The 26748-nt window shown below is 39.4% G+C and carries 22 protein-coding genes and 1 pseudogene; 15 read left to right on the top strand and 8 right to left on the bottom strand.

The window, feature by feature from the left end; translation table 11 throughout:
• Positions 1-71 precede the first annotated feature (71 nt).
• Positions 72-1715 (bottom strand): peptide ABC transporter substrate-binding protein, encoded by a 1644-nt coding sequence (locus MOO45_RS00685; RefSeq protein WP_249514513.1) that lies wholly within the window; start codon positions 1713-1715, stop codon positions 72-74.
• Between the two features lie 214 nt (positions 1716-1929).
• On the opposite strand from MOO45_RS00685, the gene MOO45_RS00690 reads away from it, so the two are divergent.
• A complete protein-coding gene (locus tag MOO45_RS00690) occupies positions 1930-2649 on the top strand; it encodes a hypothetical protein (protein WP_249514514.1) in 720 nt (239 codons plus the stop codon).
• A 61-nt stretch (positions 2650-2710) separates the two neighbouring features.
• Here the strand turns inward: MOO45_RS00690 and hflX are convergent, their stop codons facing one another.
• Both hflX and MOO45_RS00700 read right to left on the bottom strand, forming a co-directional pair.
• Positions 2711-4003 (bottom strand): GTPase HflX, encoded by a 1293-nt coding sequence (hflX, locus tag MOO45_RS00695; RefSeq protein ID WP_249514515.1) that lies wholly within the window; start codon positions 4001-4003, stop codon positions 2711-2713.
• A 69-nt stretch (positions 4004-4072) separates the two neighbouring features.
• Positions 4073-5515: an APC family permease gene (locus MOO45_RS00700; protein ID WP_249515114.1), complete on the bottom strand. Its 1443-nt coding sequence runs from the start codon at positions 5513-5515 to the stop codon at positions 4073-4075.
• Positions 5516-5654: 139 nt separating this feature from the next.
• Here MOO45_RS00700 and MOO45_RS00705 point away from each other — a divergent pair, with 139 nt between their 5' ends.
• From MOO45_RS00705 to MOO45_RS00730, 6 genes are all read left to right on the top strand, one after another.
• Positions 5655-6407, top strand: coding sequence for an ABC transporter ATP-binding protein (locus MOO45_RS00705; RefSeq protein ID WP_249514516.1), 753 nt, complete (start codon positions 5655-5657; stop codon positions 6405-6407).
• A 20-nt stretch (positions 6408-6427) separates the two neighbouring features.
• Entirely contained in the window at positions 6428-8221 is a 1794-nt protein-coding gene (locus tag MOO45_RS00710) for an FtsX-like permease family protein (RefSeq protein ID WP_249514517.1), read from the top strand.
• 416 nt (positions 8222-8637) lie between these two features.
• Entirely contained in the window at positions 8638-9375 is a 738-nt protein-coding gene (locus MOO45_RS00715) for an amino acid ABC transporter ATP-binding protein (protein WP_317619039.1), read from the top strand.
• Between the two features lie 11 nt (positions 9376-9386).
• Positions 9387-10202, top strand: coding sequence for a transporter substrate-binding domain-containing protein (locus tag MOO45_RS00720; protein ID WP_249514518.1), 816 nt, complete (start codon positions 9387-9389; stop codon positions 10200-10202).
• The gene (locus MOO45_RS00725; RefSeq protein WP_249514519.1) at positions 10199-10837 is read left to right on the top strand and encodes an amino acid ABC transporter permease; all 639 of its coding nucleotides are present in this window, start codon (positions 10199-10201) and stop codon (positions 10835-10837) included. Before MOO45_RS00720 ends, MOO45_RS00725 begins: the two co-directional genes overlap by 4 nt.
• A 13-nt stretch (positions 10838-10850) precedes the next feature.
• Positions 10851-11504 carry an amino acid ABC transporter permease gene (locus MOO45_RS00730; RefSeq protein ID WP_249514520.1) on the top strand — a complete coding sequence of 218 codons (654 nt, stop codon included), beginning with the start codon at positions 10851-10853 and terminating at the stop codon, positions 11502-11504.
• Between the two features lie 48 nt (positions 11505-11552).
• Here MOO45_RS00730 and MOO45_RS00735 read toward each other — a convergent pair whose 3' ends face one another.
• From MOO45_RS00735 to MOO45_RS00745, 3 genes and pseudogenes are all read right to left on the bottom strand, one after another.
• A complete protein-coding gene (locus MOO45_RS00735; RefSeq protein WP_249514521.1) occupies positions 11553-12224 on the bottom strand; it encodes a histidine phosphatase family protein in 672 nt (223 codons plus the stop codon).
• Between the two features lie 110 nt (positions 12225-12334).
• Entirely contained in the window at positions 12335-13240 is a 906-nt protein-coding gene (locus MOO45_RS00740; protein WP_249514522.1) for a proline-specific peptidase family protein, read from the bottom strand.
• Between the two features lie 151 nt (positions 13241-13391).
• A pseudogene (locus MOO45_RS00745) lies at positions 13392-14776 on the bottom strand (FAD-dependent oxidoreductase).
• 533 nt (positions 14777-15309) lie between these two features.
• On the opposite strand from MOO45_RS00745, the gene MOO45_RS00750 reads away from it, so the two are divergent.
• The 5 genes from MOO45_RS00750 (at position 15310) to MOO45_RS00770 (ending at position 22651) form a co-directional block, all read left to right on the top strand.
• Positions 15310-16698: an amino acid permease gene (locus MOO45_RS00750; protein ID WP_249514523.1), complete on the top strand. Its 1389-nt coding sequence runs from the start codon at positions 15310-15312 to the stop codon at positions 16696-16698.
• A gap of 214 nt (positions 16699-16912) precedes the next feature.
• Positions 16913-17848 carry a histidine decarboxylase, pyruvoyl type gene (gene hdcA / locus MOO45_RS00755; RefSeq protein ID WP_249514524.1) on the top strand — a complete coding sequence of 312 codons (936 nt, stop codon included), beginning with the start codon at positions 16913-16915 and terminating at the stop codon, positions 17846-17848.
• A gap of 26 nt (positions 17849-17874) precedes the next feature.
• The gene (locus tag MOO45_RS00760; RefSeq protein ID WP_317619040.1) at positions 17875-19359 is read left to right on the top strand and encodes an amino acid permease; all 1485 of its coding nucleotides are present in this window, start codon (positions 17875-17877) and stop codon (positions 19357-19359) included.
• Positions 19360-19373: 14 nt separating this feature from the next.
• Entirely contained in the window at positions 19374-19904 is a 531-nt protein-coding gene (gene hdcB / locus MOO45_RS00765; RefSeq protein WP_249514525.1) for a histidine decarboxylase maturation protein HdcB, read from the top strand.
• Between the two features lie 401 nt (positions 19905-20305).
• Entirely contained in the window at positions 20306-22651 is a 2346-nt protein-coding gene (locus tag MOO45_RS00770) for an SdrD B-like domain-containing protein (RefSeq protein ID WP_249514284.1), read from the top strand.
• Positions 22652-23297: 646 nt separating this feature from the next.
• Here MOO45_RS00770 and MOO45_RS00775 read toward each other — a convergent pair.
• Positions 23298-24155, bottom strand: a complete 858-nt coding sequence (locus MOO45_RS00775; protein ID WP_249514526.1) for a helix-turn-helix domain-containing protein — start codon at positions 24153-24155, stop codon at positions 23298-23300.
• 51 nt (positions 24156-24206) lie between these two features.
• Positions 24207-24644 (bottom strand): SRPBCC family protein, encoded by a 438-nt coding sequence (locus MOO45_RS00780; RefSeq protein WP_249514527.1) that lies wholly within the window; start codon positions 24642-24644, stop codon positions 24207-24209.
• A 196-nt stretch (positions 24645-24840) separates the two neighbouring features.
• On the opposite strand from MOO45_RS00780, the gene MOO45_RS00785 reads away from it, so the two are divergent.
• From MOO45_RS00785 to MOO45_RS00795, 3 genes are read left to right on the top strand one after another with little or no spacing between them, the layout of a single operon-like run.
• Positions 24841-25218, top strand: coding sequence for a GntR family transcriptional regulator (locus MOO45_RS00785; protein ID WP_249514528.1), 378 nt, complete (start codon positions 24841-24843; stop codon positions 25216-25218).
• A complete protein-coding gene (locus MOO45_RS00790) occupies positions 25208-25930 on the top strand; it encodes an ATP-binding cassette domain-containing protein (RefSeq protein WP_249514529.1) in 723 nt (240 codons plus the stop codon). The genes MOO45_RS00785 and MOO45_RS00790 overlap by 11 nt, the downstream gene beginning before the upstream one ends.
• Complete coding sequence (locus MOO45_RS00795; RefSeq protein ID WP_249514530.1) at positions 25923-26720, top strand: hypothetical protein; 798 nt, start codon at positions 25923-25925, stop codon at positions 26718-26720. Before MOO45_RS00790 ends, MOO45_RS00795 begins: the two co-directional genes overlap by 8 nt.
• Positions 26721-26748 lie beyond the last annotated feature (28 nt).

Raw genomic sequence — 26748 nt, forward strand, 5'->3', positions numbered from 1 at the left:
GATTAAAATCAGCGTGCTCAAAGAAAAAGAATATCTAAAATCGACATTCTTTTTCCGTAAAATCTTTGAATTTATTTAATCTGCACATTAATCATATTGTACTTGCCATTCGGGGTCATTTTATAGTTCTTGATCTTGGTGTTTGTGAGGTGAGCTTCACCAACTTGAAACAACGGAATGACACCTTGTTGATCATTCAAAATATCTTGAGCCTGCTTCATTTTTTGCCACCGTTCGTCGGTATTATTAGATGAGGTAGTGAGACATTCATTAACTAACTTATTGTATTCAGCATTTTGCCAGTGGCCATCATTGTTGCTGGCACCTTTAGTAAAGAGCGTTAAGAAGTTAATGGGATCGGGATAATCGGCGCTCCAGCCAGTCACAACGAGGTCAAAGTCGCCATTATCTGTTTTGCTGAGCCGACTTTTGAAGGGCACGTTGCTCAGGTTAACTTTGACACCGGGGAGTTTTTCCAACTGATCTTGTAAAAATTCACTTTGTTTCTTACTGGCATCAGTGTCATCACCTAAAATAGTCCAGGTGAGTTTTTTACCGGATTGTCCAGTTTCTTTCAAACCTTTCTTCCATAATTTTTTAGCTTCGGCCGGTTTATATTGTGTATATTTTTGCCCACTGTTTTTGGTTTCAGCCACAAAATCTTTGGATTTGTCGTTCGGATCATAACTCATTTTACTTGGAGTCGCGGAAGTTGCAGGATTGTCGCCACTACCTAAAATTTTATCCGTTAATTCTTTACGATTGATTGATAAAGCAATGGCTCGCCGAATATTTGCATTTTGGAATAATTTATCTTTTTTCTGATTCATTTGTAGGTAAAATGTGGCATTTTGCTTCACCACATTGTAACCCTTGGAATCTTTCATTTGCTTGGCGTTGTTGCCGCTGACAATGACGTCGTTTAATTTCTTTGATTGATAAAGATTTAAAGCGGTTGAAGAATCCTTGACGACTTGATACTGTAATTTTTTGACGGTCACTGCTTTAGCATTCCAGTAATTTTTATTCTTCACTTCAGTCCACGAATTATCTGGGCCATTCCAATTTTTCATTACATAAGGACCGTTGAAAACCAAAGTTTTTGAATTAGTCCCATATTTTTTGCCCCATTTGTTGACATTTTTTTGATTTTGGGGGAAATAGGCCTCCGAAGTTAACAGTTGTAAGAAATACGGAATGGGTTGCGATAGTTTAACTTTTAAAGTGTGATCATCGAGGGCTTTCACGCCTAAAGCAGAAACGGGCTTTTTGCCGTTAGAGATATCTTTCGCATTTTCGATGCCATCAAAAATATAAGCATATTGAGACTTAGTCTTGGGATTGACGGTGCGTTGCCAGGCAAAAACGAAATCTTTCGCGGTCACGGGATCACCATTGGACCATTTAGCTTCAGGTCGTAAACTGAAAGTATAAGTCAAGCCGTCTGTAGATGGTTGGACAATTTTGGTCGCTAAAGCAGGCTTGAGCGTTTTATTATCATAGCGATACAAACCTTCCATTGTATTATTGATGTTTTGGGAACCGATCACATCGGTATTTAATGAAGAATCCATCGTAGCAATTACATCTTTAGACATAATTTTGAGTGTATCGCTTTTGGCCGCTTGTACAGTGTGGGTAGCATGGTAGCCTCCCAGAATCCCCAAATTCAAGAGGACAGCGGTCGTAAATAATAAAGACTTATGAACTTTCATGGTAAACACTCCTTAATTAAGATTGTCCATAGTCTAATATGTTTATTATTAAAAGTAAATAAATATGTTAAGAAAAATTAATTGAGGATTTTTTAGTGCAAAAACTTTGACGATGAGACGAAACTTGTATAAAATATAGGTTTTTGTTTTGATAGTTCTGAAATAATTTTAATGCTATAATAAAATCACTGCTTAATTTGGAGGAGTAATAGATATGAAATTAAATAAAATTTTGTTTTCAGCAATGGTTTCGTTTGGAATTTTATGTACAGGCGCACAAACGGTTTCGGCAGCGCAAGTAATTAGTCCGCGGAGTAAGGTTTATTATTCCAATGGTCAAACGACAACTATTTACAGTGATCCCAATTTAACTCAGACGACGGGAAAAACTTTGGATCGCAATGTTGATCAATGGGAGATTTTTGGTGAAGCAATTAATGATGCTGGTCAAAGAACGGCGGTCAATTTAGGCGGCAATCAGTGGATTTCAACTTGCGATGCACCAAAATATCATGATATTGCCGAGGGTTCTTACGTTTTTAATGAAGCATTTTCCAATTATCGCCCGATTCAGCTGTATAGTGATCCGCAATTGACGCAGCCGATTGGCAAATTATCGACCCAGTATGCGGATTGGAGAATTAATCAAGTCGATTTTGTCGATCAATCGGAAGCAATTTATTCGATTGATGTCGGGAATAATCAATGGGCTTCGGTGGAAGCATTTGACTATCTCTTGCCTCAAGTTGTTTGTGTGCAACCGGGAACGCAGTTGTGTGATCAATTAGGGCATTCAACAGGCAAAATTATTCAAAATGTTACTAATATGATGTACTCCACTTATGGAGTTAAATCGATTGACGGTCAATTGTATGTGCGTTTGGGTAGTGATCAACAGTGGGTTTTAGCACAGAAAGTGAGTCCGGTTGCTTAAAAAGAATTTCAAAAAAATCAGTGCTGAATGAAAGCACTGATTTTTTTATGGGAGCAATCAATTATTGATGGAACGAAGATATCGCCATAGGTTTATCGGTTAAGGCAATTTCATATGGTTGTAATTGTGCGGCTTGACTGCGAGCGACTTGCAAGCGATAATAAGTGCCTTTAGCAGTGAAATACTGTTCTTGGATTGTCAGATTTGCTTGAATTTGATTGACAATATCACCACAAGCATACGGAATGACAACAGCAATTTGGACATAATCACGACTTAAAGTTTGTTCAATTAATTGAATCAATAATGCGATATCTTGGAGACGTTTGGCGCTGTAATAGATTGTGTTGCCTTTGATTTGTGCTGGCTCGTGGGTGACTTGGTCGGCTTTGTTATAAGCAAAAATCATGGGTTTATCGTGAATGCCAATTTCGGCTAAGGTTTGTTGTGTAACATCAATCATTTGTTCATGATTAGCGTCAGCATAATCAACGACTTGTACCAAAAGATCAGCGTTTTGCGCTTCCGCTAAAGTGGAGCGAAAAGCAGCAATTAATTTATGCGGTAATTTATTGATGAAACCGACCGTGTCCGAAAGCAAAAAACGCGCTTTAGCAGGTGGCTTAATGGTGCGCACTGATGTATCCAGCGTCGCAAATAATTGATCTTTGACGCCAACTTGTTTGGCAGTGGTTTGTTTGGTGTAATCTAAAACACCGTTTAAAGTTGTTGATTTACCCGCGTTTGTATAACCAACTAAGGCGACTTGGGGCAATTGCGATTGACGGCGGCGTTTGCTTTGTGTAGTTAACGCTTTTTGTAATTGTTTAAGTTCGTGCTTGAGTTTGGTAATGCGCTGTTTGATCACTCGGCGGTCCAATTCTAATTGACTTTCGCCGGTGCCACGGTTTGCTAAGCCGCCACCACGTTGTTGATCTAATGGATTACCTGAAGGATGAACTCGTGGTAATTGATATTGCAATTGGGCAATCGCGACTTGCAGTTGAGCCTGTCGACTATGAGCACGTTGACTGAATACTTGCAAAATTAATTCGGTGCGGTCTAGAAAATGAAGTTTAGTATCTTTTTCTAAATTACGTAATTGTGCGGGAGTTAGTTCGTCGTTGACCAAAATTAAATCGACTTGATGATATTGAGCAAGTTGCTTTAATTCCTGAACTTTGCCTTGACCAAAGTAAGTTTTATGATTCACGAGTTCAAGCATTTGGGTAAATTCTTGGACTGGTTTTAATTGATCAGCGAGCGCTAGTTGCTTTAATTCACGCATAGAATCGGTGAAATCGGTTTGTAAGTGGCTGACACCACTGACGATAACGGGGATGGGTTCGCTCATAAGAAGTCCTCCTTGAAAAAATTCCTACTTTGAATATATCAAAAAAGCAACCGGTTGGTTGCTTTTTGTTTAGTCTAATTCTTTTTGTTGTTGATGATGAGCAATCATTGGTAAGATGGCGCCGATCACGATCATTACTAATGGCTCAATAATGTTTAAGGCTAAGACATGATAGAACGTTGATGTGCCAGGCTTTTCATCCACTGGCCAAATGCCGAGGGTAGCAAATAAGAAGGTGATGGCAAAACACCATATTCCCACGGCAACTGCCAATTTATTATTTTTAATATAGACAAAGTCTGACGGATATTGCTTATCATGTAAGCGCACTAAGATAAATGAAGAAAATAGGAAACAGGTGGTATACGGGGAGACGATGCCGTTGAGATTCAATAATTGGTTAAAAATAGAATTCATATTGGGCAATGTCGCACTGGCGACCATGATGAAGGTACAGATACCAGTAGTCAGCCAATAACCGTTCACAGGTAAACCGCGATTATCAAGTTTGGTTAATGACTTAGGTAAATATTTTTTAGCAGTATCAGACAAGAACATCCGTGTTCCCGCATCCAGTAAAACGGCCAATTGTGCCATCATATAAATTGCCTGCGTAATTGCAAAAGCATATAAAAAGAAATTACCGAGGCCAAACTCAGACCCCATTTTCTGAAAAGCGTAATAAGAACCGTTCATTTTGAGGTCATTCGGCAGATGATGAGCGTTGAAGAAAATTCCCAATGAGAATGAGCCTAAAACGGTTAAGAAACCAGTCATAATTGCTAACATCCACATTGCTTTAGGAAAATCATGCTTGCCATCTTTCATTTCAGTCACATACGGTGCGGCAAATTCACTACCGTTCATAGCAAAAATAATGAGGGCAAAAGATCCCAAATACTTCATATCAACATGAGGCACAAAAGATTTCCATGTGAACGGCTGCGTATGCGGTGCACCGCCGTGTCCTAAGTAAACAAAGGTCATAATAACGTAAAGGACAGTCATTATGAACATTGCACCACCACCAATGACACTGAAAACTTGCAATGAATTCTTGAAGCGATGTTCTAAAAAGATGAAAATCGTGAAAATCACAGCGGTTAATAAAGCAAACATGGCGTTACTCATTTTGTTAGATAAAGAATTATTACCATAAATTAGCCAGCCAAACGAAATGACCATGGAATTAGCCACGTCGACAATGTACGGCAAACCGGAAACCCAGTAAGTCCAAGCGCATATGTAGCCCCATAGGTCGCCACTCGTATGACGCACCCAAGAGGTCATGCCGCCGCCATCATGGCTAAAGACAGATCCTAAATGCCCCACAATCATTTCATATGGGACAACAAAAACAAAAAGCATCAAAATCCAGGTTGTAACCACTGCCAAACCTTGGTTTTGAAAATTATAGATAATATCATCAAACCCAATCACCGTAACAAAATCCATCAGTGCCACCACGGGCCAACTAATGAATTTTTTGCGATCGGGATCCAAATCGTCCATCATAATCCTTCCTCCTTCAAATCGACAAAAACCTCAATTAGTATACTGCATTTATTGTTTGACGAAAATATATAATTTATTGTACAATGCTATTCGTCATATAATATTATTCAAAATCAAATTACTCTGGAGGTTAGTCATGACCAAAGTCGTAGAATTACAAGATGTCCAAAAAGTTTATGGCAAACAAAGTTCGCAGCAAGTGCAAGTTTTGAAAAATGTTAGTTTTAGTGTGGGAAAAGGTGAATTTGTCGCAATTATGGGTGCTTCAGGTTCAGGGAAGACCACATTATTAAATACAATGTCAACGCTAGATCGACCAACCAGTGGCAGTATCAAGATTGGCGGGTCTGATGTAACCAAGTTGAAAGGAAATCAGCTAGCCGATTTTCGGGCACAACAAATTGGTTTTATTTTTCAAGAATTTAATCTGTTAGAGAATCTAACCGCGTTTGAAAATATTGCTTTGCCGTTATCTTTGCAACGCGCAACACCGAAAATCATTGACCAAAAAGTGCAAGTTATGGCTGCTAAATTAGGCTTAAGCGATTATTTGAATCATTATCCCACGCAATTATCGGGTGGACAAAAACAGCGTGTGTCCGCAGCGCGAGCGCTCATTAATGAACCAGCGATTTTATTAGGTGATGAACCCACGGGTGCGCTGGATTCTAAAAGTGCGCGCGCTTTGTTGGATACGATGACTAAGGTGAATCAGGAAGATCAAACTTCCATTTTGATGGTGACACACGATCCGTTTTCGGCTAGCTTTTGCCAACGCATCTTATTTATTAGGGATGGTCAAATTGGTTTGGAATTGCAACGTGGTGGTCTGGAGCGGCCACAGTTTTATCAACAAATACTCAATAATTTAGGAACGTTTGTAGAGTAATCTAGGGAGGACAAAGGCAGATGTTGAATAAATTAGCCTTAACGGGTATCAAAAAACGCTGGAAAGATTATTTAGTCTTGTTTTCTGGCTTACTGATTGCGGCAGCCATTTTTTATATGTTTCAAGCTTTGGCTTTAAATCAGCGCTTTTTAAAATCTAATTCGCCAGTGGCGGTGACACCGATTGTTTTTCAAATGGGAACGATTTTCCTCGTGTTGATTACGATTGTCTATGTTTTGTATGCAAATAATTTTTTGATGAGTATGCGTCAACAAGAATACGGTATGTTCTTGATGTTGGGAGCCAAAGAACGAACTCTTCGGCGCTTAGTAATGACCGAAACGTTGGTGATTGGCCTCAGTAGCACCGCCGTCGGCGTCATCTTAGGCTTGGGACTAACGCAGTTGATTGCACCAGCCTTAGCTCATCAATTACAGACGTCATTAGTTGGTTTTCACGTATTTTATTGGCCCGCAGTGTTGTCCACGGTCCTCATTTTAAGCATCATTTTTTTATTTGCTGCGTTCAAAAATAGTTGGACAATTAGTCATCGTCCGTTATTGAATCTTTTAAAAGATTCAGCACCAAAAGCTGGTTCCAAAATGCGCGTTGGCTTTGTCCAAGTTGGACAATTAGTCATGAGTTTGGTTTTGTTGGCTATCGGTTATTGGTCTATGACGCAAGTTCAACAAATGCAGCTATTGGCGGTAGGACTGGCATTAGTGACTGTTAGCTTAGGTACCTATGGTGTCATTAATACTCTTTTTAGGTTCCTAATTCAGTTACTACGGCGGCGAAAATTTGCACAGCGTGATCTGCATAGTTTTACTTTGGGCCAATTGAACTTTCGTATTGCCGATTATACTAAAATTTTGACGATCGTCACATTGTTATTCTCGTTAGCTTTAGGAGCCTTAAGCGTCGGTGTTGGCTTTGCCCAAAGTGTTCAAAAAACGACGGATCGTTCGGAATATTATGATGTGACGGTGAATAATCCCAATCGTCGGGAACAAAAATTATTGACGCAATTAAAAGCAGCCAAGAAAACGGTATATCAGTATAAAGTGCAACACCAGACGGTTTATTTTGCGCAAGAGCAGATGCACCGACAACCGTTTCATTATTTATTGACCAATCAAGAGCAGGTGGCAACGATCACGCCGACGATCCAACAAATGCAACGGCGTGAGTCACAAACTGGTGATCACTTGCAGTTGATGTTGATACCGCAAGCCTTAGATCATCAACGGCAATGGGTCGATTCAGCAGCTTTTCAGCAGATTTCAGCACCCACAAATCAGATAATTTTAGTCAAAACAGCCGACTTTTATCAAAATATTTCCGTGATTAAAAGTTTGGTTCAAGAACAACAAGCGCGTTATCCAACTTTAAAAATTCGAGGTACAACACCCAAAGTATCCACATATCAGATGATTAACGAATTATTTAGTGGTTTGGAGTTTATGGGCTTCTTCTTAGGCTTTGCTTTTTTGGCGATGTTGGCTAGCTGTTTAATGTTTAAGGTGCTGTCTAGTGCTAATAGTGACCGATTACGGTATCAAATGTTACAAAAAATTGGCGCACGAACTAGCTTATTGAAACGTTCGCTACGCCAAGAATTAGGCGTGTTGTTTGGGATTCCCGCGGTGATGGGAATTGTGAATATGTTGTTTGGTTTACAATTATTCACATCACTCATTTCCCAGCCATACCAACGAGTTTGGCTACCAATTGTCGTGTTTTTAGTATTATATTTCTTCTATTATGTATTGACCATATCTTTATATCAGCTGATCGTGCTCAAACGTCGATAGCTTTTCAGAGGGAGTTTAGTGAAAACTAAGCTCCTTTTTGAATTGTTGTACGTTTACGATGTAACTGGGGTTTTCGCATAATTAGTCATCATATTTATTTAAACGAAAATGAACTTAATCCTTGGACAATGCTAGCAAGGCAACAATTATCTGCCACTTAGGTCTAGGGGGTTGTTTTTTTATGATAAAATACCGTAAAATTGATTTTTGCTTATTTTACGATTTGATATTAATAATAATTAATTAAATTAAATCTCAGATTTACTCTCACAATACGGTCTACCGATCGTAGTCTGCAGAACCCCTAAAAATAAAACTCTTTTCATTATGTTAGTACATATTGTCTAATTTCTTTAATTTAGAGTATAATTATTTCAAATCATGATACTGGTAAGAAGAATAAAGAGGCGATGAAAATGTCAATGATTGAATTTCATGATGTACAAAAATATTACGGCCAATTTCATGCACTACACGATATTAACTTAGAAATTGATCAAGGTGAGACGGTCGTTCTCATCGGGCCTTCAGGATCCGGTAAAAGTACTTTGGCGCGGACAGTGAACGGCTTGGAATCAATCCAAAGCGGACAGCTCATTGTTAATAATCATGATTTATCAGCTAAAAAAACCGATCTGAATATCTTACGGCGTGACGTTGGGATGGTGTTTCAGCATTTTAATTTGTATGCTAATAAAACGGTTTTAGAAAATATTATGTTAGCACCGCGCATTGTCGGTCACGTGCCAGAAGAGGAAAATCGTAAAAGCGCATTGAAGTTGTTACAAATGGTAGGTTTGGAGAGTAAGGCTCAAAATAAACCATCTCAGATATCTGGCGGACAGCAACAACGCGTAGCGATTGCCCGTTCATTGGCCATGAAACCCAAGTTATTGTTATTCGATGAGCCGACTTCGGCGCTGGATCCGGAAATGATTGATGATGTTTTGCAAGTTATCAAAAAAATCACGTCCGACAGTGATATGACGTCGTTAATTGTGACACACGAAATGGGTTTCGCTAAAGAAGTCGCTAACCGAGTTGTTTTTATGGATGAAGGTCGAATTGTGGAAGATGATAAAACGAACAGTTTCTTTGAGCGTCCACAGACTGAACGTGCTCAGCAATTTTTAAGCAAGATTATTACGCATTAGGAGGGTCCATAATGAAAAAACGTTTTTGGTTATTCTCCTTATTAATTAGTTTATTGATGCTCACTGGCTGTGGAAAAAGTGTGGCTAATCAATCGGTTTTGAAGAATGCGCAGGCCACTAAAACGATCACTTGGGGGGTTAAGGGTGACGTCAAACTGTTTGGCTTAGTTGATGTGAAAGATGGTCAGCAAAAAGGGTTTGATGTCGATATGGCCAAGCACATTACTAAGCATATTTTAGGACCCAAGGGCAAGGCTAATCTGGTTACAGTTACTTCGCAATCACGAGTACCGTTGTTGAAAAATGGCAACGTTGACGCGGTCATTGCCACGATGTCCATTACCCCTGAGCGCAAAAAAATTATTGATTTTTCGCATCATTATTTTAATGCAGGCCAATCTTTATTGGTGCCTAAAAATTCGTCCATTCAGAACGCGAAAGATTTGAATGGTAAAACGGTGATTGGGGTTGTCGGCGCAAATTCCGTGCAAAATATTAAACAGCAATCACCCAAGGCCAAGGTGGTGGAACTGCAAGATTACGCTCAAGCGATGAATGCCTTAAAATCGCATCAAGGTGACGCGTTGACGACAGATAACGGCATTTTATATGGTTTAGCTGTCGAAAATCCTGGTTTCGTTGTCCGCGGCGGGACTTTCACCAAGGAACCTTACGGAGTAGCCGTGAATAAGGGGCAAAAATCATTTACCCGTGCGGTGGATAAAGCAGTGTTGGAGATGCAACATGATGGTGAGTATAATCGCTTAGTTAAAAAATGGTTTGGTAATGTTCCGGGATTTAATTATAAGGAGTTGTATCGCAAATGATTAATATTTTTACGCATTTTGGCAGCCAACTTCTTGTCGGCTTCTGCTGGACGGTGCTTTCAAGTATCTTGGCGCTGGTCTTTAGCTTGATTATTGGCGCGTTGTTCGCAATTATGGAGGTTTTGCCGAATAAAACAGCCCGCATTGTGGCAAAAACTTATGTTGAAATTTTCCGGAATATTCCGTTGTTGGTTATCACAATGTTCTTTTATTTAGTCATTCCGATGTTTATCGTCAAAATTAATGGCTTTACGGCGGGGACCATTGGTTTGACGCTATATACCTCAGCTTTTATTGCCGAAACAGTTCGTTCTGGGATTCAGTCCGTGTCCGTGGGACAAATGGAAGGTGCCCGTTCGGTGGGGATGACTTATTGGCAGGCAATGCGCTATATTATTTTGCCGCAAGCTTTTAAAATCGTGATTCCGCCATTAGGTAATCAATTTGTGAATTTGGTCAAAAATTCATCTGTCTTAGCATTCGTGGCGGGCTTTGATTTGATGTATCAGGCTAATTCTATCGCTTCGACGACATTTGACACAATCAATAGTTATCTGGTGGTCGGCGTCTTGTATTTGGTGATTACGTTGCCGTTGAGTTACTATATGCGATATTTAGAAAAGAAACTGGCTTAGGAGGTGGATATCAATGCAGACTTGGATTCAAGCTTTTTCATGGTTAAATATCCGCTTTTTGCTGATGGGTTTATGGGTTACGATTTATATTTCGGTGATTTCGGTCATTTTGAGTTTTATTTTAGGTTCCTTGTTGGGGATTATTCGTTATTCGAAAATTAAGTATGTGTCCGCAGTGGTCGGTTTTGTGATTGATATTATCCGCAACTTGCCGTTGCTGTTGATTATTTTCTTTACTTATTTTGGCTTACCGAATTTTGGGTTCAAACCTGATACGATTCCGGCGGCCATTATCGCAATGACGTTGTTTGAATCAGCGATGATTGCCGAGATTGTGCGTTCTGGTTTGAATGCAGTTGATGTCGGGCAAATGGAAGGCGCCCGTTCGGTGGGCATGAGTTTTGTCCAAGCCTTGTGGCATATTATTTTACCGCAAGCATATAAGAAAATGATTCCGACATTGATTAGTCAATTTGTTTCGTTGATCAAAGATACCTCGTTGGCCACCATTATTGTGGTGCCCGAAATGTTGCAGCATGCGCAAGTGATTTACGGACAAAATGCCAATTACATTTTACCGATGTTTGCGGCGTTAGCAGTTTTATACTTTATTGTTTGTTTCAGTTTGTCGTTGTTAGGCAATCATATTGATAAAAAAATGGCATAAAATATTAAAAAAGCATCCCACGGGATGCTTTTTGTGCACATAAAAAGATTAGTTTGATGAATCGTTATCTAAAGTTTGATTGTAACTAGTGACGACATTTTGACCATCTTCGCGAACTAAAGTGGTTAAACTAGAATTCTGAGGGCCGGTTGTCACTTCAAACGAACCGTCACCAAAGCGTTCGGCTAAGGAACGAATTGTGGTGCCGTGACTCACCAATAGAATTTTGGCACCATCAAAAGCCAGTTGATCTAAATCGTTGAAACCAGCTTCCAAACGTTGCCAATATTCGTGAGCATCTTCAGCATCGTGAAACGGGTCGGCTGCTTTCATCCAATCTTTGGTTTGGTCTAAACCAACTTCTTGGGCAGCTTCGTTAAATGAACCAAAGCCATGTGGTGCTAGCACCATATGCCAAGTTTCGGTAGAGTTCATACCCTCAAAATAACCATAAAATTCTTCACGAAAACGAGGTGATTTTTGGGGAATCAAAGTTTGATGATTGACGTTTGCTGAGGTGATGAGTCGACAAGTATCAATGGCCCGTCTTGCATCAGAGGAAATTGCTAAGTCAAATGGCACATCTTTTAGTTGTTGAGCGGCTCTTTCAGCAACCGCTGTTCCTTCAGTGGTTAAAGGGCTGTCCGACCAGCCTTGCATTTTATCATAAGTATTGAACCAGGTTCGACCGTGACGCAGGATATAAACTGTGTATTTCATAAAACTACCTCCCATCGTCATTTTACTCGTTTAATGAAAGAATGTGTATAATTTTTCAAATAAAAAAACATTATGAGATTAGGATTTCTCACAATGTTCAAGAAAACGATTTAATCGTTGAAATTATCACTTTCAACGTCGTTGATAAATTGCTTCAAATGTTCAAAATAAACAGGCGCATTATCAATCATATGATGATGACCACCATTGGGTGTGGTGACTAAGCGAGCATGCGGAATTTTTTCTTGCATAATTTTGGCTGTCGCAATTGGCATGGTTTCATGTTCGCCAAAAGTTAACAGAGTAGGCACGGTGATTTCATGCAAATGCTCACGAAAATGCCATTGACCTAACTTGCCGGTGATGACGAATTCATTGTCACCTTGGAAGACGTTATAAACGTCGGTAGCCATCGTAGAAACTAAGTGGCGAATGGCTTCAGGTTGTTTGCGATCCACATATTCTGCGTTGAGAATATCGACATAACTTTGATAAGTTGGATCAGCTAATCGATTTTCTTGTTCAATTTGTTCCATGTAAGCAACTTTGTCAGGACCTAAGCAATCCATGCGGCATTGATTAACATGTGTAACATATTCGTCAATTTCGTCCACCATACTGGAGATAATTGCACCTTTTAAGTGTTGACCGTATTTGGCCGCGTACATTTGAACCAATAGTCCACCCCAAGATTGTCCAATTAAATAGAAATTGTCTAAGCCTAATTTTTGGCGAACTTCTTCAACTTCATTTAAGTAATAATCATAGGTGAGGTATTTGTCCGCAATTTTGGGATCACTATAATCTGGTTGATCAGAATAAAAGGAACCTAGCTGGTCGTACATGGTGACTTCCACGCCTAAATCGGCTAACTCATCACCAAAGTTTTCCCAGTATTCATGTGTACCACCAGGACCACCGTGCAGACAGAGTAATTTGATGTCACCTTGACCCACCGTGCGCGTCCAAAGATGATAACCGTTATCTAATGTTAAAATATGGGTACCTTGTTTCATGAACTCACTCTTTTCTATCGTAATTGTCCTTATCATAGCAAATTTTGATGGGTTAGGATATATGTAACTATGGAATAGAAACTTATTAGCCATAAAAAAATTCTGAAACCATTTGACGATTTCAGAATTTTTTTGTTATTTTGTGCAGCAGTTATTTTCTGGTAAACTCAATTTCACCTAACGCATGTTGTGCGGCCAGATTTAATAAACTCCATTGACGATCAAAGCCGGGCTGGAAGAAGAAATCGGCTTCAGCCAAATCTTCAAGGGTTAATTGATGTTGAATTGCCAAAGATAAAACATTACCTTGGGCGGTAATATCAGCAGTCGATAAGACGGCACCGCCCAGAAGGCGATGACTTTTTGGATCGAAGAATAATTGAACATAAACATCAGGATTGCCTTGGTTTTGAGGCACATAACTAGGACGCAAAGTGTCTTGATAAAAATCACTTGCGATAGGCACACTGGCATTTTGAGCAGTGAAACTATTCAATCCACTTTCGGCAAAATGATAGTCAAAAGCACTCAAAGCAGAAGAACCTACGACGCCACCAAATGGTTTGTTAGGTTGATCTTCAAACAAATGTTGCACGATATAGCGAGCTTCACGCCGTGCTACCGTGGCGAGGGCAATTGGCATTTTTTGACCAGCCGCCACCGAATAAGCCAAAGTCGCATCACCGATAGCATAGACATCAGGCAAGTTCGTTCTTAAATACTCATCTGTTTGAATCCAACCGCGCTCATCTAAATCAATCGTACCTTTGAGCCAATCGGTAGCAGGTTTTACACCAGTTGCTTGAATCACTAAATCGCTCGGATAAGTGCCTTGATTGCTTTTGACTGCTTTAACTTGACCATTTTGCCCGCTAAATTCTGTAATTTGGACATTCGTTTGTACGTTAACACCTTGATCCGTTAAATGTTGGCTCAAAATATCAGTCATTTCCGCGTCTAAATAAGTGCCCAGAGGTCGTGCAATAACGTCTAACAGTGTCACATGTTTGCCAGCTTTAGTAGCAGCTTCGGCAGCCTCAATACCAATATAGCCAGCACCAACAACGGTCACATTTTTGACTTGCGGGTCGGTTAATTTCGCTTTAATTTTAGTTGCCCAATCAAAGCCCCACATTAAATCGACATTGTCTAGATCGTGGCCGGGAATGGGTAGCGATTTAGGTGTGACGCCTGACTGAGAATCAATTTGTCATAAGCAACCACTTGATTTTGACCAGTTTTGGTATCTGTCACATTAACGGTCTTTTGGTCCCCGTTAATCTTAGTGACTTGATGATTATTACAAATATGCACATTTTCCTATGGAAAACTTTCCGGGCGAAAATTGCGGACATCGTTGACATCCGTCACGCAATCTTCCAAATACAATTCCATTCCGCAAGACATGAACGAAATAAAGTCATCCGCTTCAAATAATGTAATCTCCACATTATCATGATAACGTGTTAATAATTCTAAAATTGATTGATGTCCACTGTGGGAAGCACCTACAATCACTACTTTTTGTTTTGCCATCTTTAATCTTCCTTCCAAAAATTCGACCCAACAACCCTAGTTATAATGACATCTGGAGTGCTTGGTTACCTTTAAAATAGCACACTCAACAAGGGTGTTCAAAATCAAAATCGGTAGCTGGAAGTGGAAATAGTCTATATTCGCTAGTTTAGATCCATTATAAACTGGAAAGTTTTTTTCATGGCTGATCTAAGCATGATGTATTTTATAAGGACATTTTGCAAAGTAATGCTAATTTTATTTACGGATTCTATGGAAAAATTATGAAATGGCTACTTGCTTTCTTTTAATAATAATGATATTCTTCTAATTATTAATTGCAGAGCGGAGAAAATGTGATGGTTCTTTGTCCAGAAATTCAATTTAGTTTCGAAAATTATCTAACAACTACCACCTCAACCACCATTATGGCTGGTTGGGATGTTTAACGTGCTGCTAAAATAAACGTAAACAAAACGTCCAATCAGCTAATATCCCAATGCGATATTAAGTTGGTTGGACGTTTTTTAGTTGATTTGAGAAGGAGTTTGGTGATGAAAGCTAAGCAGGAATATTCAGAACGCCAGTTAAAGCGTTCGTTATCAGGTGGGCAAATGCAGATGATTGCCTTGGGCGGAACCATTGGGGTAGGGTTATTTATGGGTTCCACCTCGACCATTAAATGGACGGGACCCTCAGTCTTATTAGCCTATGCTTTTGTGGGAATTTTATTGTACTTAGTCATGCGGGCATTAGGGGAAATGATTTTTATTAATCCCACTACGGGCTCGTTCGCGGATTATGCCACCACTTATATTCATCCACTGGCTGGATATTTAACCAAGTGGAGCAACGTGTTTCAATATATTATTGTGGGTATTAGTGAAGTGATTGCTGTTAGTACTTATTTGAATTATTGGTGGCCTAACTTGCCCGACTGGGTTTCGGGGATTGTGGTGATTGTTACTTTAGCCCTCGCTAATTTAACCTCGGCGAAAGCTTATGGCACGTTGGAATTTTATTTTGCATTGATCAAAGTGGTCACGATTATCTTGATGATTGTCTTAGGGTTTTTGGTGATCTTTTTGGGTTTGGGGAATCATTGGCAGGCTATTGGTCTGAGTAACTTATGGAAACACGGCGGCTTTTTTACGGGTGGCGTCAAAGGTTTTATCTTTGCATTGTCCATTGTCGTAGGCTCGTATCAAGGAATTGAAGTTTTGGGTATTACGGCGGGCGAAGCAGCTCATCCTAAGCACGCGATTGTAGCTTCGATTAAATCCATTGTGTGGCGCATCTTGATTTTTTATATTGGCGCAATTTTTGTGATTGTGACAATTTATCCGTGGAATCAACTTGAAAGTGTCGGTTCACCTTTTGTGGAAACTTTTTCGAAAGTGGGAATTGCAGGTGCCGCGGGAATTATTAATTTTGTTGTGTTAACGGCGGCGATGTCGGGGGCTAATTCCGGAATTTACAGTTCGAGCCGGATGTTATTCAAATTATCTAAAGATGGTGAAATCTCTGAATCCATGTCGAAATTATCTACTAGACAGGTGCCATATGTGGCGATTCTAGCGATTGCAGGTGGGATTTTATTAGGCTTTATTTTGAATACAGTCTTTTCTGCGTATAGTAAATCGACTGCCAATCTGTTTGTCTTAGTTTATAGTTCCAGTGTATTGCCGGGGATGGTGCCGTGGATTGTTATTTTGTTGTCGGAACTGCGTTTTCGGGCGGATAATCAAGATTTGATGGTTGATCACCCGTTCAAAATGCCCTTGTATCCGTGGACAAATTATCTGGCATTGGTCTCGTTGATTATTATTGTCATTTTCATGTTCATTAATCCTGATACCCGTATTTCGGCCGCGATTGGCGCCGGATTCTTAATTCTCTTATCATTGAATTTTTGGCTCCGTCATCGAAAACAAAAGCGGTAAGCCTAAATTTAGAATAGCATTCGCCGAATGATGAATGCTATTTTTTTGGTTTCAGAAAGTCAATTGGGCACACTTATCCATAATTAATATCATAAATATATTTAGATTCAACTAATATGTCTTATATAGCTTATTACTTGATAAATAAAAATGTGGATTTTATGATATGCCGTATAAAGGGCTGGCAAAGTCACAAAACTTTGGAGGTAACAAAATGGCAGAATTAGATTTAAGTTTGAACAAAATTGGCATTGATCGAATTGCGATCAGTCCTTATAAACAATATTCACGCGGTTACATGGAACCGGGTAATCTGGGCAATGGCTATGTTACTGGAGTCAAAGTGGACGCGGGCGTTCGTGAAAAAACGGATGATGATGTGTTAGACGGCATTGTTTCGTATGATCGAGCCGAAACGAAAAATGCTTATATTGGGCAAATTAATATGACAACAGCGTCTAGTTTTACTGGACCACAAGGGCATTTTTTAGGGTATGACTTATTGCGCAATCCGCAAGTGGATCAAGCAAAGCCGTTATTTAGTGTGAAACAATGGGATGGCAGTGATTTGCCCATTTATGATGCCAAGCCGTTGCAGGATTCGTTAGTGGAATATTTTGGCGTGCGGGATCAACGTCGACATTATCCAGCACCGGGGAGTTTCATTGTTTGTGCGAATAAGGGTGTCACCGCTTCGCGACCTAAAGCCGATCAAGAGATGAAGCCGGGGCAAGGTTACGGTGTGTGGTCAGCAATTGCGATTTCGTTTGCCAAGGATCCTGAACGTAATTCGAGTATGTACATTGAAGATGCGGGTGTGTGGAATACGCCGAATGAAGAAGAATTGCTTGAATTTTTGAATCATCGGCGTCAAGCCGTTGCCAAATCCATTGCAGCGTGTGGTCAAGATGCGGATACTTCGTTTGCAAGTTCGTGGATTGGTTTTGCGCATACGATGATGGAGCCGGGACAAATTGGTAATGCGATTACCGCGGCACCCTATTTTGCGATGCCAGTTGATTCGATTCCGAATGGTTCACTCTTAACGCCAGATAAAGATATGGAAATTATGGAAAAGTTGACGTTACCACAATGGCTAGACCAGATGAATTATGAATCACTGGTCGAAACTAAAAAGATTAAATACTAATTATATTAATTTGAGGGGGAATTGATGTGGCTGCGCAAGAAAAGCAAGCGTCAAAAAGTTCTAATACCCAAAAAGTCGGTGTTATCGGCCTGATCGCGTTTGTTTTGTCGGCAATGGTCGGGGGCGGTATTTATGATTTGCCGCAAAACATGGCGATCAAAGCTGGGATGTTAGGCCAAGTTTTGGGTTGGATTTTAACGGGAATTATTATGTGGTTTATTGTGCGCTCATTTTTGACTCTCTCCGAAATTCGTCCGCAATTCATCACCGGTTTATACAAGTACGCAGACGATGGTTTTGGCCGCTTTACAGGCTTTTTCGTGAGTTGGGGTTACTGGATTTGCGAATGTTTCGCTAATGTCACTTATGCCGTGTTGTTGATGTCAACATTAAATACATTATGGCCGGGAACCTTTGGCAATGGAAATAATATTCCATCGTTAATTTTGAATAGTTTAATTTTGTGGGGCATGAGTCTGTTGATCCTCAACGGCATTAAGGGTGCCAGCTGGGTTGATATCACCGGTACGGTCGTGATGCTGTTATCGACGGCGGTGTTCTTAATTACGATGATTGTGGTCTTTAATTGGGATACTTTTACTACGAACATGTTCGCTAATCACGCGGTCGCCAGTCTTGGTGATAAGAATCTGGGTTCGTTGGCCAGTCAAGTCAAGAACACCATGATGACGACCTTGTGGGTCTTTGGTGGCGTTGAAGGTGCGGTCGTCTTGTCAGGGAAGGCGCGCAGTCAAAAAGATGTGCGGACCGCTACGAAATACGGCTTCTTAATCTGTTTAGTGTTGTATGCAATGGCATCATTGTTGCCGCTAGGATTGAAAAGTTATGGACAAATTGCGGCGATGCATTCACCGTCTTCGGGTGAATTAATGAATCTGGTGGTCGGACCTTGGGGGCGTTTGGTTATTACCTTTGGCGTTATCTTGGCCGTTTTATCTAGCTGGTTGACTTGGACTTTGTTATTGTCACAAATGCCAGCGGCTGCGGCTCAAGATAAGACTTTCCCTAAGGCTTTCGCCAAGATTAATAAGAATAATGTGCCATCATTTTCCGTGATTGTGTCAACCATTGTGATGCAGGTCATTATTATCGGCACGCACTTTGCCGTCAATGCATTCAATACAATGTTGACGATTGTCGGCACCATGACAGTGCCACCGTACTTGATTTCCATGATGTATCTATTCAAATCGACAAATAGCGAACAAATGTTCAATCCGCAAAAATTAACTGTGACTTCATCACGTCAATCAGCGCGGTACATTAGTTTGTTAGCGGCCTTAGGAACATTATTCATGGGTTACGCGGCGGGCATTGAATATACGACTTTATCATTCATTATTTACGCTTTGGGCATTCCCGTCTTCATCTATGGACGTAAGCAATATGCGCCACATGAAGCAGTGTTTACCAAATATGAAAAGATTTTTGCAGGAATCATTGTTTTAGTGGCTGTGTTAGGATTGATCTTTGTTTTAGCTAAACATTGAAGGATGGTGATTGGATGAGTGCCGATTTAGCCGCGAATGAACAATTTGTTCGCAAATATTTACCGGAAGTCAAAGTGAAAAAAGTTTTGCCCGCATTAGCTAATGTGTCTGAAAAGATGAATAGTATTGCGCTTAATGAAGATGGCGCTTTGGAGCAAGTGATTTTTACCGCGGGAACCAAAGTGTTCTTCTATGATTTAAAAAAGAAGGATTCCTTACGTTACCGAAGTCGCGAGGAAGTTAAGTCAGCGCAGTGTTTGAAGGGTACGCCACATGGCAAAATCAAAATTGTGTTTGAAGATTTAGAAAAATGGGAATTTGATGATATTGTGGCAGGGCGAGCGTTTGATCTGGTACAGGCCATTAAACCGCAAACGCAAAATCAAGCTGCCTATGATAATACGATTCGAGGTGGTTTTCCGCAATTGTTGGACGCCGATCACGGACCGGAAGTGGATCGCTTGCGCAATTATATGCAAGCTGGCTTTATCAGCCAATATGAATATGATGATAGTAATCCGGCTTTGCCAAAAGCTGGTAAGTAAGATAAAAAGGGAAAAGTGTTGCTTTTTAAGGGCAACACTTTTTATATTGTTTAATATTTCACGAATAGTTTGTCAAAAAAATATTCAAAAAATAAAATATCATAATTATTAGTTAAAAAAATAGTCTTTTTAAGATGAAAGCCATTAAATCTGAATCTTTTTAGTTAATTTAGTTTTGAAAAAGTCGTTTCAGCTAAAAATAATTCCCGTGAATCACAACTGACTTTGTTTGCTGATTTGCAAACTACGCGTAAACGTTTTAAACTGAAATCAATTTCACAAGTGTAAGTTTAGCTAAATCAGGGGAAGTGTGTTAAAACGCGACACTATTTATCATTAGCTCAAGCTAATAGTAATTATAAGAAAATCCTAGGGGGGGGGGGGTACTCCTATTCGCTCTCGTGCTTAGTTTTTTCGTTTCCTTACATATAACGCAAGCCAGCGATACGATTGCCGGTAGCGTGGCTCAAAAATCAACAGCACCCTTTTCGTTCACATTGACCACGCAAAGCGGTTACAATGATGGGCACAAAGCTTATGTGAGTTTGAATTGGGACACCGTGCCCAATCTCCAAGACGGTTATATCTTACAAAAAGCGCAAGGTTCAGATCTAACTAGCTTGGATTTTAAGGATACAACGAGTAATTACGGTAAGAAAATTAAAGTTTTGAATGTTTATCCCGATAATTATGGCGATAATGGGAAGTATTTAGGAAGTTGGTTAAGTCAAAAAAATCCTGATGGACAAGTGATTTCGGACGGTTTAATCAGTGTTGACTATGTAGCCATGTCGGCATTTAACACTCATCCAAGTCAATATTTAGTTAAAAATAGTAGTGGCCAGTACAATTATGATGGGGTGTATTTTGGTTCACATGATGTTGGCGGTGATGATTTAAGTGCTAATGCGCTGACTGTGACCAAAGATTTTGGTCTCACCGGTCGTTCGCTAATTTTTGGACACGATACAGTACGTTCAGCCCATTCCAATTATGGAACTTTTGCCTCCAATTTGGGACTAAAGCTAAATAAGCCAGAGGTAACATTGGGATCAACAACTGTGGCGTTTACGGATAATTCTAAAGATGGTTTTTTAGCTACTTATCCGAATGATTTGTTGAAGTTTGAACCAAATAACAAATTTACGATTTCTTTTTCACATAATGAAGGTCAGTTTTATCCGTATCAAGGTGGAGGTCAGCGTTGGCTGCAATATGTTGGTCCACCTTTTTTTAATCCAAGTCTAGGGGCAGCTGATATGAGTTATATGAATAATGCTGGCGTGGTCAGCAAGAATTCTTCAGGTGCAGTAGCTGACAATAATTTTTATTTAGTCACTAATAATAATTACGCTCTGATTCAGACTGGTCATACAGTGGGTAGTTGTACCCCCGAAGAAGCCATGATTATTGCCAATATGATGTACTACACCAGTACTTTGAACTTGAGTACCAAGGGCGAGGACCGTACGGTCAAAGATACCGCTAAACCTGATGCACCCACGATTGATTTGTATTATGGTGCGGCGACTGTCGTCAAACAAAGTTTGCAAGGTCGCTTATTCAGTAACGATCAGCCATCGACTTATTATTACCGCGTCAAAGCCAAGAACAATACGGAGACTTACTATTCGGATGTGATGAAACAAGACGTTTTGAGTAAAGTGAAAGGCTATATTTGGCAGGTTGATGATAGTCCTGATACGCAAATTACACCCGTGGCGGATAATGAAGGCAATATCGACAAGACAAAGAATCCGCATTATGTAGCGGTTGACACGCCCGCTAATCACGCGGTAACGGACATGATTTCCAAGGATTCCAAGGGTTATTTGCACGCGGTGGCAGTAGATAACGATAATAATTATTCGGCGACAACCACCAAAAAAGTTTCGTCATTGTTTATGGGTGGTCAAGTTCAAGGCACAGCTTGGCAAGACCAGAATCAAGATGGCAAGCTGGATACCACGGAAGCTAAATTACAAGATTTAGATGTGAGTTTATTGGTGTCGGATATTAATGATAAGAAGTTATATGTCACGTCCGCAAAAACTGATGCCGACGGCAAATATGTATTTAAGAATTTGTTGCCGGGAACCTACACGGTGGCAATTGCTAAGTCAGCAATTAAAGGCAAATTGCCAACGAAAAACGGTGCTGGCTTGGATTCGGCGCTGTTATTGAATCAAGAAGAAACCGTCGATGGTGTGGATTATTGTTTGACCGATACTTTTAAAGTAGCCGCCAATGGCACGCTCCAAAAAAATCTGGGTTTGGATAGCCAATATAATTATTTGCGTTTTGACCATTTGCCGAATCTCAATTTCGGGCGAATCAATTTGATTTTTCCAGAAAGCAAAACGTTGACCAATCAAAGCGGTGATAACCAAGTCGTAGTCGACGATCAGCGCAGTGCGCATCCGGAATTCAATGATTATTATGTACCGTATCAAATTTTGATGGGGTTGAGTGTTTTTCAAGATGGGCAAAACGCTGTGGGTTTGCAACAAGCACAACTAGATTTACGAGAACGCGATTCTGCCACGCCAATCCAGTTGCAACCGGGCCAAGATACAATTTTGTATCAACAGCCGGTCGATAGTTATACCAGTAAAACTTTTAATTTTGATGATAGCGCCGGAAATTCCTTGATTAAAATGTTGGTGCCCGTGCCGTCTTCCTTGAATACGATTAAACCGACGCAATATACGGCCACGTTGAAATATACGATCAAAAATGCGCCGTAAGAATGCGTTGCTATTGATGGGCATAAGCTAAACTTTGTCAGCAATAGTAAAACCGCAAATTAAAAAGCCTAGTTAGTAGGCTTTTTTGGTGTGTTAAAATATTTATTGGTGAAGCAAAAAGCTAAGATGGTGGCTATTCCCGAAGGGAAGTGGTGCTTATGGTGTAAAAACTGTAAACGCACATTCTGAAGAAAGGAGTAGTCGGGTATCCATGATGGATACTTTGAGATTAATCAACCAGCTCTTGACGAACTTAAATTTAGTTTTAAGTCATACTCAAGATGTTCTGGCGTTAATCTTTTTGCTCATATATTTATATAAGCAAAAAAATAACCATTTTAGCCCTGCAAGGCTGATGGTTATTTGAAATTTAAGTTTTGAATAGTCACTGTCTTAGCAACTTCACCAAGGAGTTAGTGTTCCCACACTAGCTCCTTTTCACTACCAATATAACACATTTTTATACGTGTTTAAACTTATGCACTCTGTTCGCTAATTAAATTTTGGTTCACGTCACTATTGTTGATAAATCTAATTAAGCTGGATGATTTTGAATAAAGAGGCTTGATTCAATCGGTCAAAAAAAGACCTATCAAGAGAATTATGACAAAAAATTGGTTTGGATATCTAAAAAATGATGGATAATTTATCCATCATTTTTATTTAGCATAACGTCAGCAAAAACGTCATAGTGAGCTTTATATTTGGCCACTTCAGTGTTGTTGCCTAAGTGCTGATAGCAATTCATAATCATCAAAGCATATTCTGGTAACATAAAGTATGATTCGATTTGTCGAATCCGATCATAACCAGCTAGCAACACGGCCAGCGCGTCAGGATACTTTTCCAATTTATACAAGGCAAGGCCATACTGATAGTCAATCACATTTAAGTTTTCACTAGAATTATGACTCAAATCCAAGTTCTGTCGTGCTTCAGTAAACTGTCCGAGCGCTTTTTGGGTATGCCCAAGTTGCATTTCCACGACTGCAGTGGCGTTCAGAATCAAAATTTCTACTTCTGCGGGCTTCGACCGCTTCTTGCCTTGGTCATGACTATATAATGAAGCAATCTGAAAATAACGTTTTGCTTCCACAGCGCTATGCTTCAATTGATAAATCGCGCAACCATAATAGTAGTAATAAGTTTGCAAATCATTGGTTGTGTTTAAACTATCTAATACACTTTCTTCATTTAAATAACTTAACATTTCAGCATATTTGTGCTGTTTACATAAAGCAAAAATGTCTTTGCTAAAAGTTGCGCTACTATTCAAAATTAATTCAGATTTTAAAAAGGAATCATCCAAATGAATATTTAATCGATGACACAATTTGAGAAACAAGAGCGCATTGGGAATATATGAACCATGTTCGATACTGCTAACCATCGATTGTGAACAAATCCCCTCGGCTAACTCATGCTGCGACATTTGCAGCTGGCAACGTTGGTCCTTAATTAATTGTCCCAAACGTTGCTCAATTTCACTTTCATAGTTCAACATTTACAAAATCACTTCACTTAATCGGTTATCACACTTATTTTACACTAAATTTTAAAATATTTTGGTGCCGATTTGTTGTTCGCAAACTAGTTTTAAAGTTTTTAAATTTTCATAGAAAGCTTTTTTAGTTACAGGGCGAAGTAATTCAGCTAGTGGCAAAAACAGATTCTTCTCTGTTAAAAATAAGGTTTGCGATAAATTGGTGGTATGTTCGGATATTGGTTCAATTAGCCAGTCCACCTGATATTCAATCGTACCATTAGTCGAGACGTAACGGATAAGCTTTTCGCTGGTGATTATTTTGATTGTTTCTTGTTGATTAATGGCTGCATTTTGGCGATAAATCACAAATTGATTTGCTTCCAGTGGTTGCAGTTCAGTTATTTCGGAATCCCATTGTAAAAGATTTTGTGGTTCACTCAGCACTCCTTGAACACGTTGAGCTGAACTTCGAATCGTTGTTTGATTGGTGAATAAGCTGGTTTTCATTATTTTGAGCTCCCTTGTTTTTGGTATGTTGCAAGTATGCTCTAAGTCGTAGAAAAATCCTAATTAGGATTCTGATTTTGTTTATTAGAATACTGATAAATATTTTGCTTAAAGTTATCATTGGATAATTTGGTCGCTTGCATTTTTGACAAAATGTGTTATGCTGTAATAGCACACAGATGGAGGGCATATGCAGATGAAATTTAAAGATAATATTCCTATCTATCTTCAAATTAAAGATTTGATTAATCAACAAATTGTTTCACAAAAATATCCTTTGGGAGCCAAAATACCGTCCGTGCGGGACTTATCGGTTCAACTGGAAGTTAATATCAATACGATTCAAAAGGCGCTGACGGAATTGATCCGCGAGGGAATCATCGAAACGAAGCGCGGCCGTGGCAATTTTGTAACAGAAAATCCACAGGTAATTGATGAGATTCGTATCAAAATTATTCAACAATCTTTGAGCAAAATGTATGAATCCTTGTCCCGAATTGGATTAGATCAAGGCGAAATGTTGTATTACATCAAAACTTATTTTGGTGAGAGGATGGCGGAAGATGAAAAATGATGAACTCTTAAAAATTGTGAATTTAAGTTATAAGAAGAAGCAAAAAACAATTTTGCAACAAGTGAATCTAACTTTGACTGCGGGCCATTTTATTGGTTTGGCAGGACTCAATGGTGCAGGTAAAACAACTTTGATGCGCTTGATTGCTGGTGTAGCAACTGATTATCAAGGGCAAATTTTCTTTCAAAAAGAGACAGATATCGTTAAACGCAAAGCGCTGGTGAGTTATTCAGACGAGTTACGTGGTTTTAAAAAGCGAACATCTCTCAAAGAAATTAATCAATTTTATCAAATGGTCTATCCAGATTTTGACATCCAACGTTATCAGGAATTAGTGGCATTTTTGCAATTAGATAACCAACAAAAATTAGGCGCGCTATCTAAAGGCATGAAAGAACGCTTAATCATGGCCTTGACCTTAGCGAGAAAAGCTCGCTTGTACTTATTGGATGAACCATTTAGCGGGATTGATGTGTTAAGTCGCAAAAAGATTATCCAAGGTATGTTGAGCTGGATTCCCGAAGATGCGACGATTTTAATCAGTAGTCATCATTTGGAAGAAATTGTGCAGATTTTGGATGAATTAGTGGTGATTAAGGATCAAACCGTGTTTGCGCATCGAGCTACAGATGACATTTTAGCATCAGAACATTGCTCTGTTGAAGAATATTTTGAACAGTTATATGACGAACGGGAGGCACAAAATGACTAAATGGAGTCGGGTTTTTCATGCAATGACGCTGGAGCAATGGAAAAAAGGGTCTAAAGCTTTAGGATTAAATTTAATCTGTATCGTTTTGACATTTGTTATCTCACTGTTTTCAAATGGCACGGTGAGTTTCAAAATGAATCATGTTCAGTTTCAATCTAAAGAATGGTTGGTCCCATTAATGATGATCAGCGTTTTTTGGTGTTTTGTGTTTGGAATTTATTTTATAATCCAAGCCCTGATGATAAGTGGTCGACAAATTCAAACTAATCGTTATCGCTTGATTCCACTTGCGGATTGGAAGTTATATTTAGCCCAAATTAGTAGTGTCATTGTTAATTGGTTATACGTAGCGGTGGTGTATGGCGTTTACTTCTTGGGCATGATGCTGGCTATTTTTTTACATGAAAATGTGAATATAAATACATGGCTGGGTTCACATTATTTATCTGGATTATTGCTAATTTTTGTCGGTTTGTTTGTGGCTGTTCTTTTATTCTTAGTACTTTGCCATTTAATTGGTTTTTTAAGCGATATTTTAGTCGACCATTTACCAGGTCAGATGCCGATATTGATTCAAATCTTGGTGGATATAGTACTTTTTGTAGTTATGTATAAAGTCTTGCAATATCTGTTCCGTTTCATCCAAGCTAATCTATTACACATTCACTTTTTAGGGAATTCACTTGCGCCGGTAAATGGCGTTTGGGGGATTGTCGTTTTAATTTTACTGACGGTGATCATTTTTATCGTCAATGCGTTCTTAGTGGAACATTTGGAAACGAATCGTTGAATTTTACTTTTGGCATAGCCCAATGCGT

Origin of the sequence: Bombilactobacillus folatiphilus, assembly GCF_023380265.1 — a bacterium.
Lineage (GTDB): Bacteria > Bacillota > Bacilli > Lactobacillales > Lactobacillaceae > Bombilactobacillus > Bombilactobacillus folatiphilus.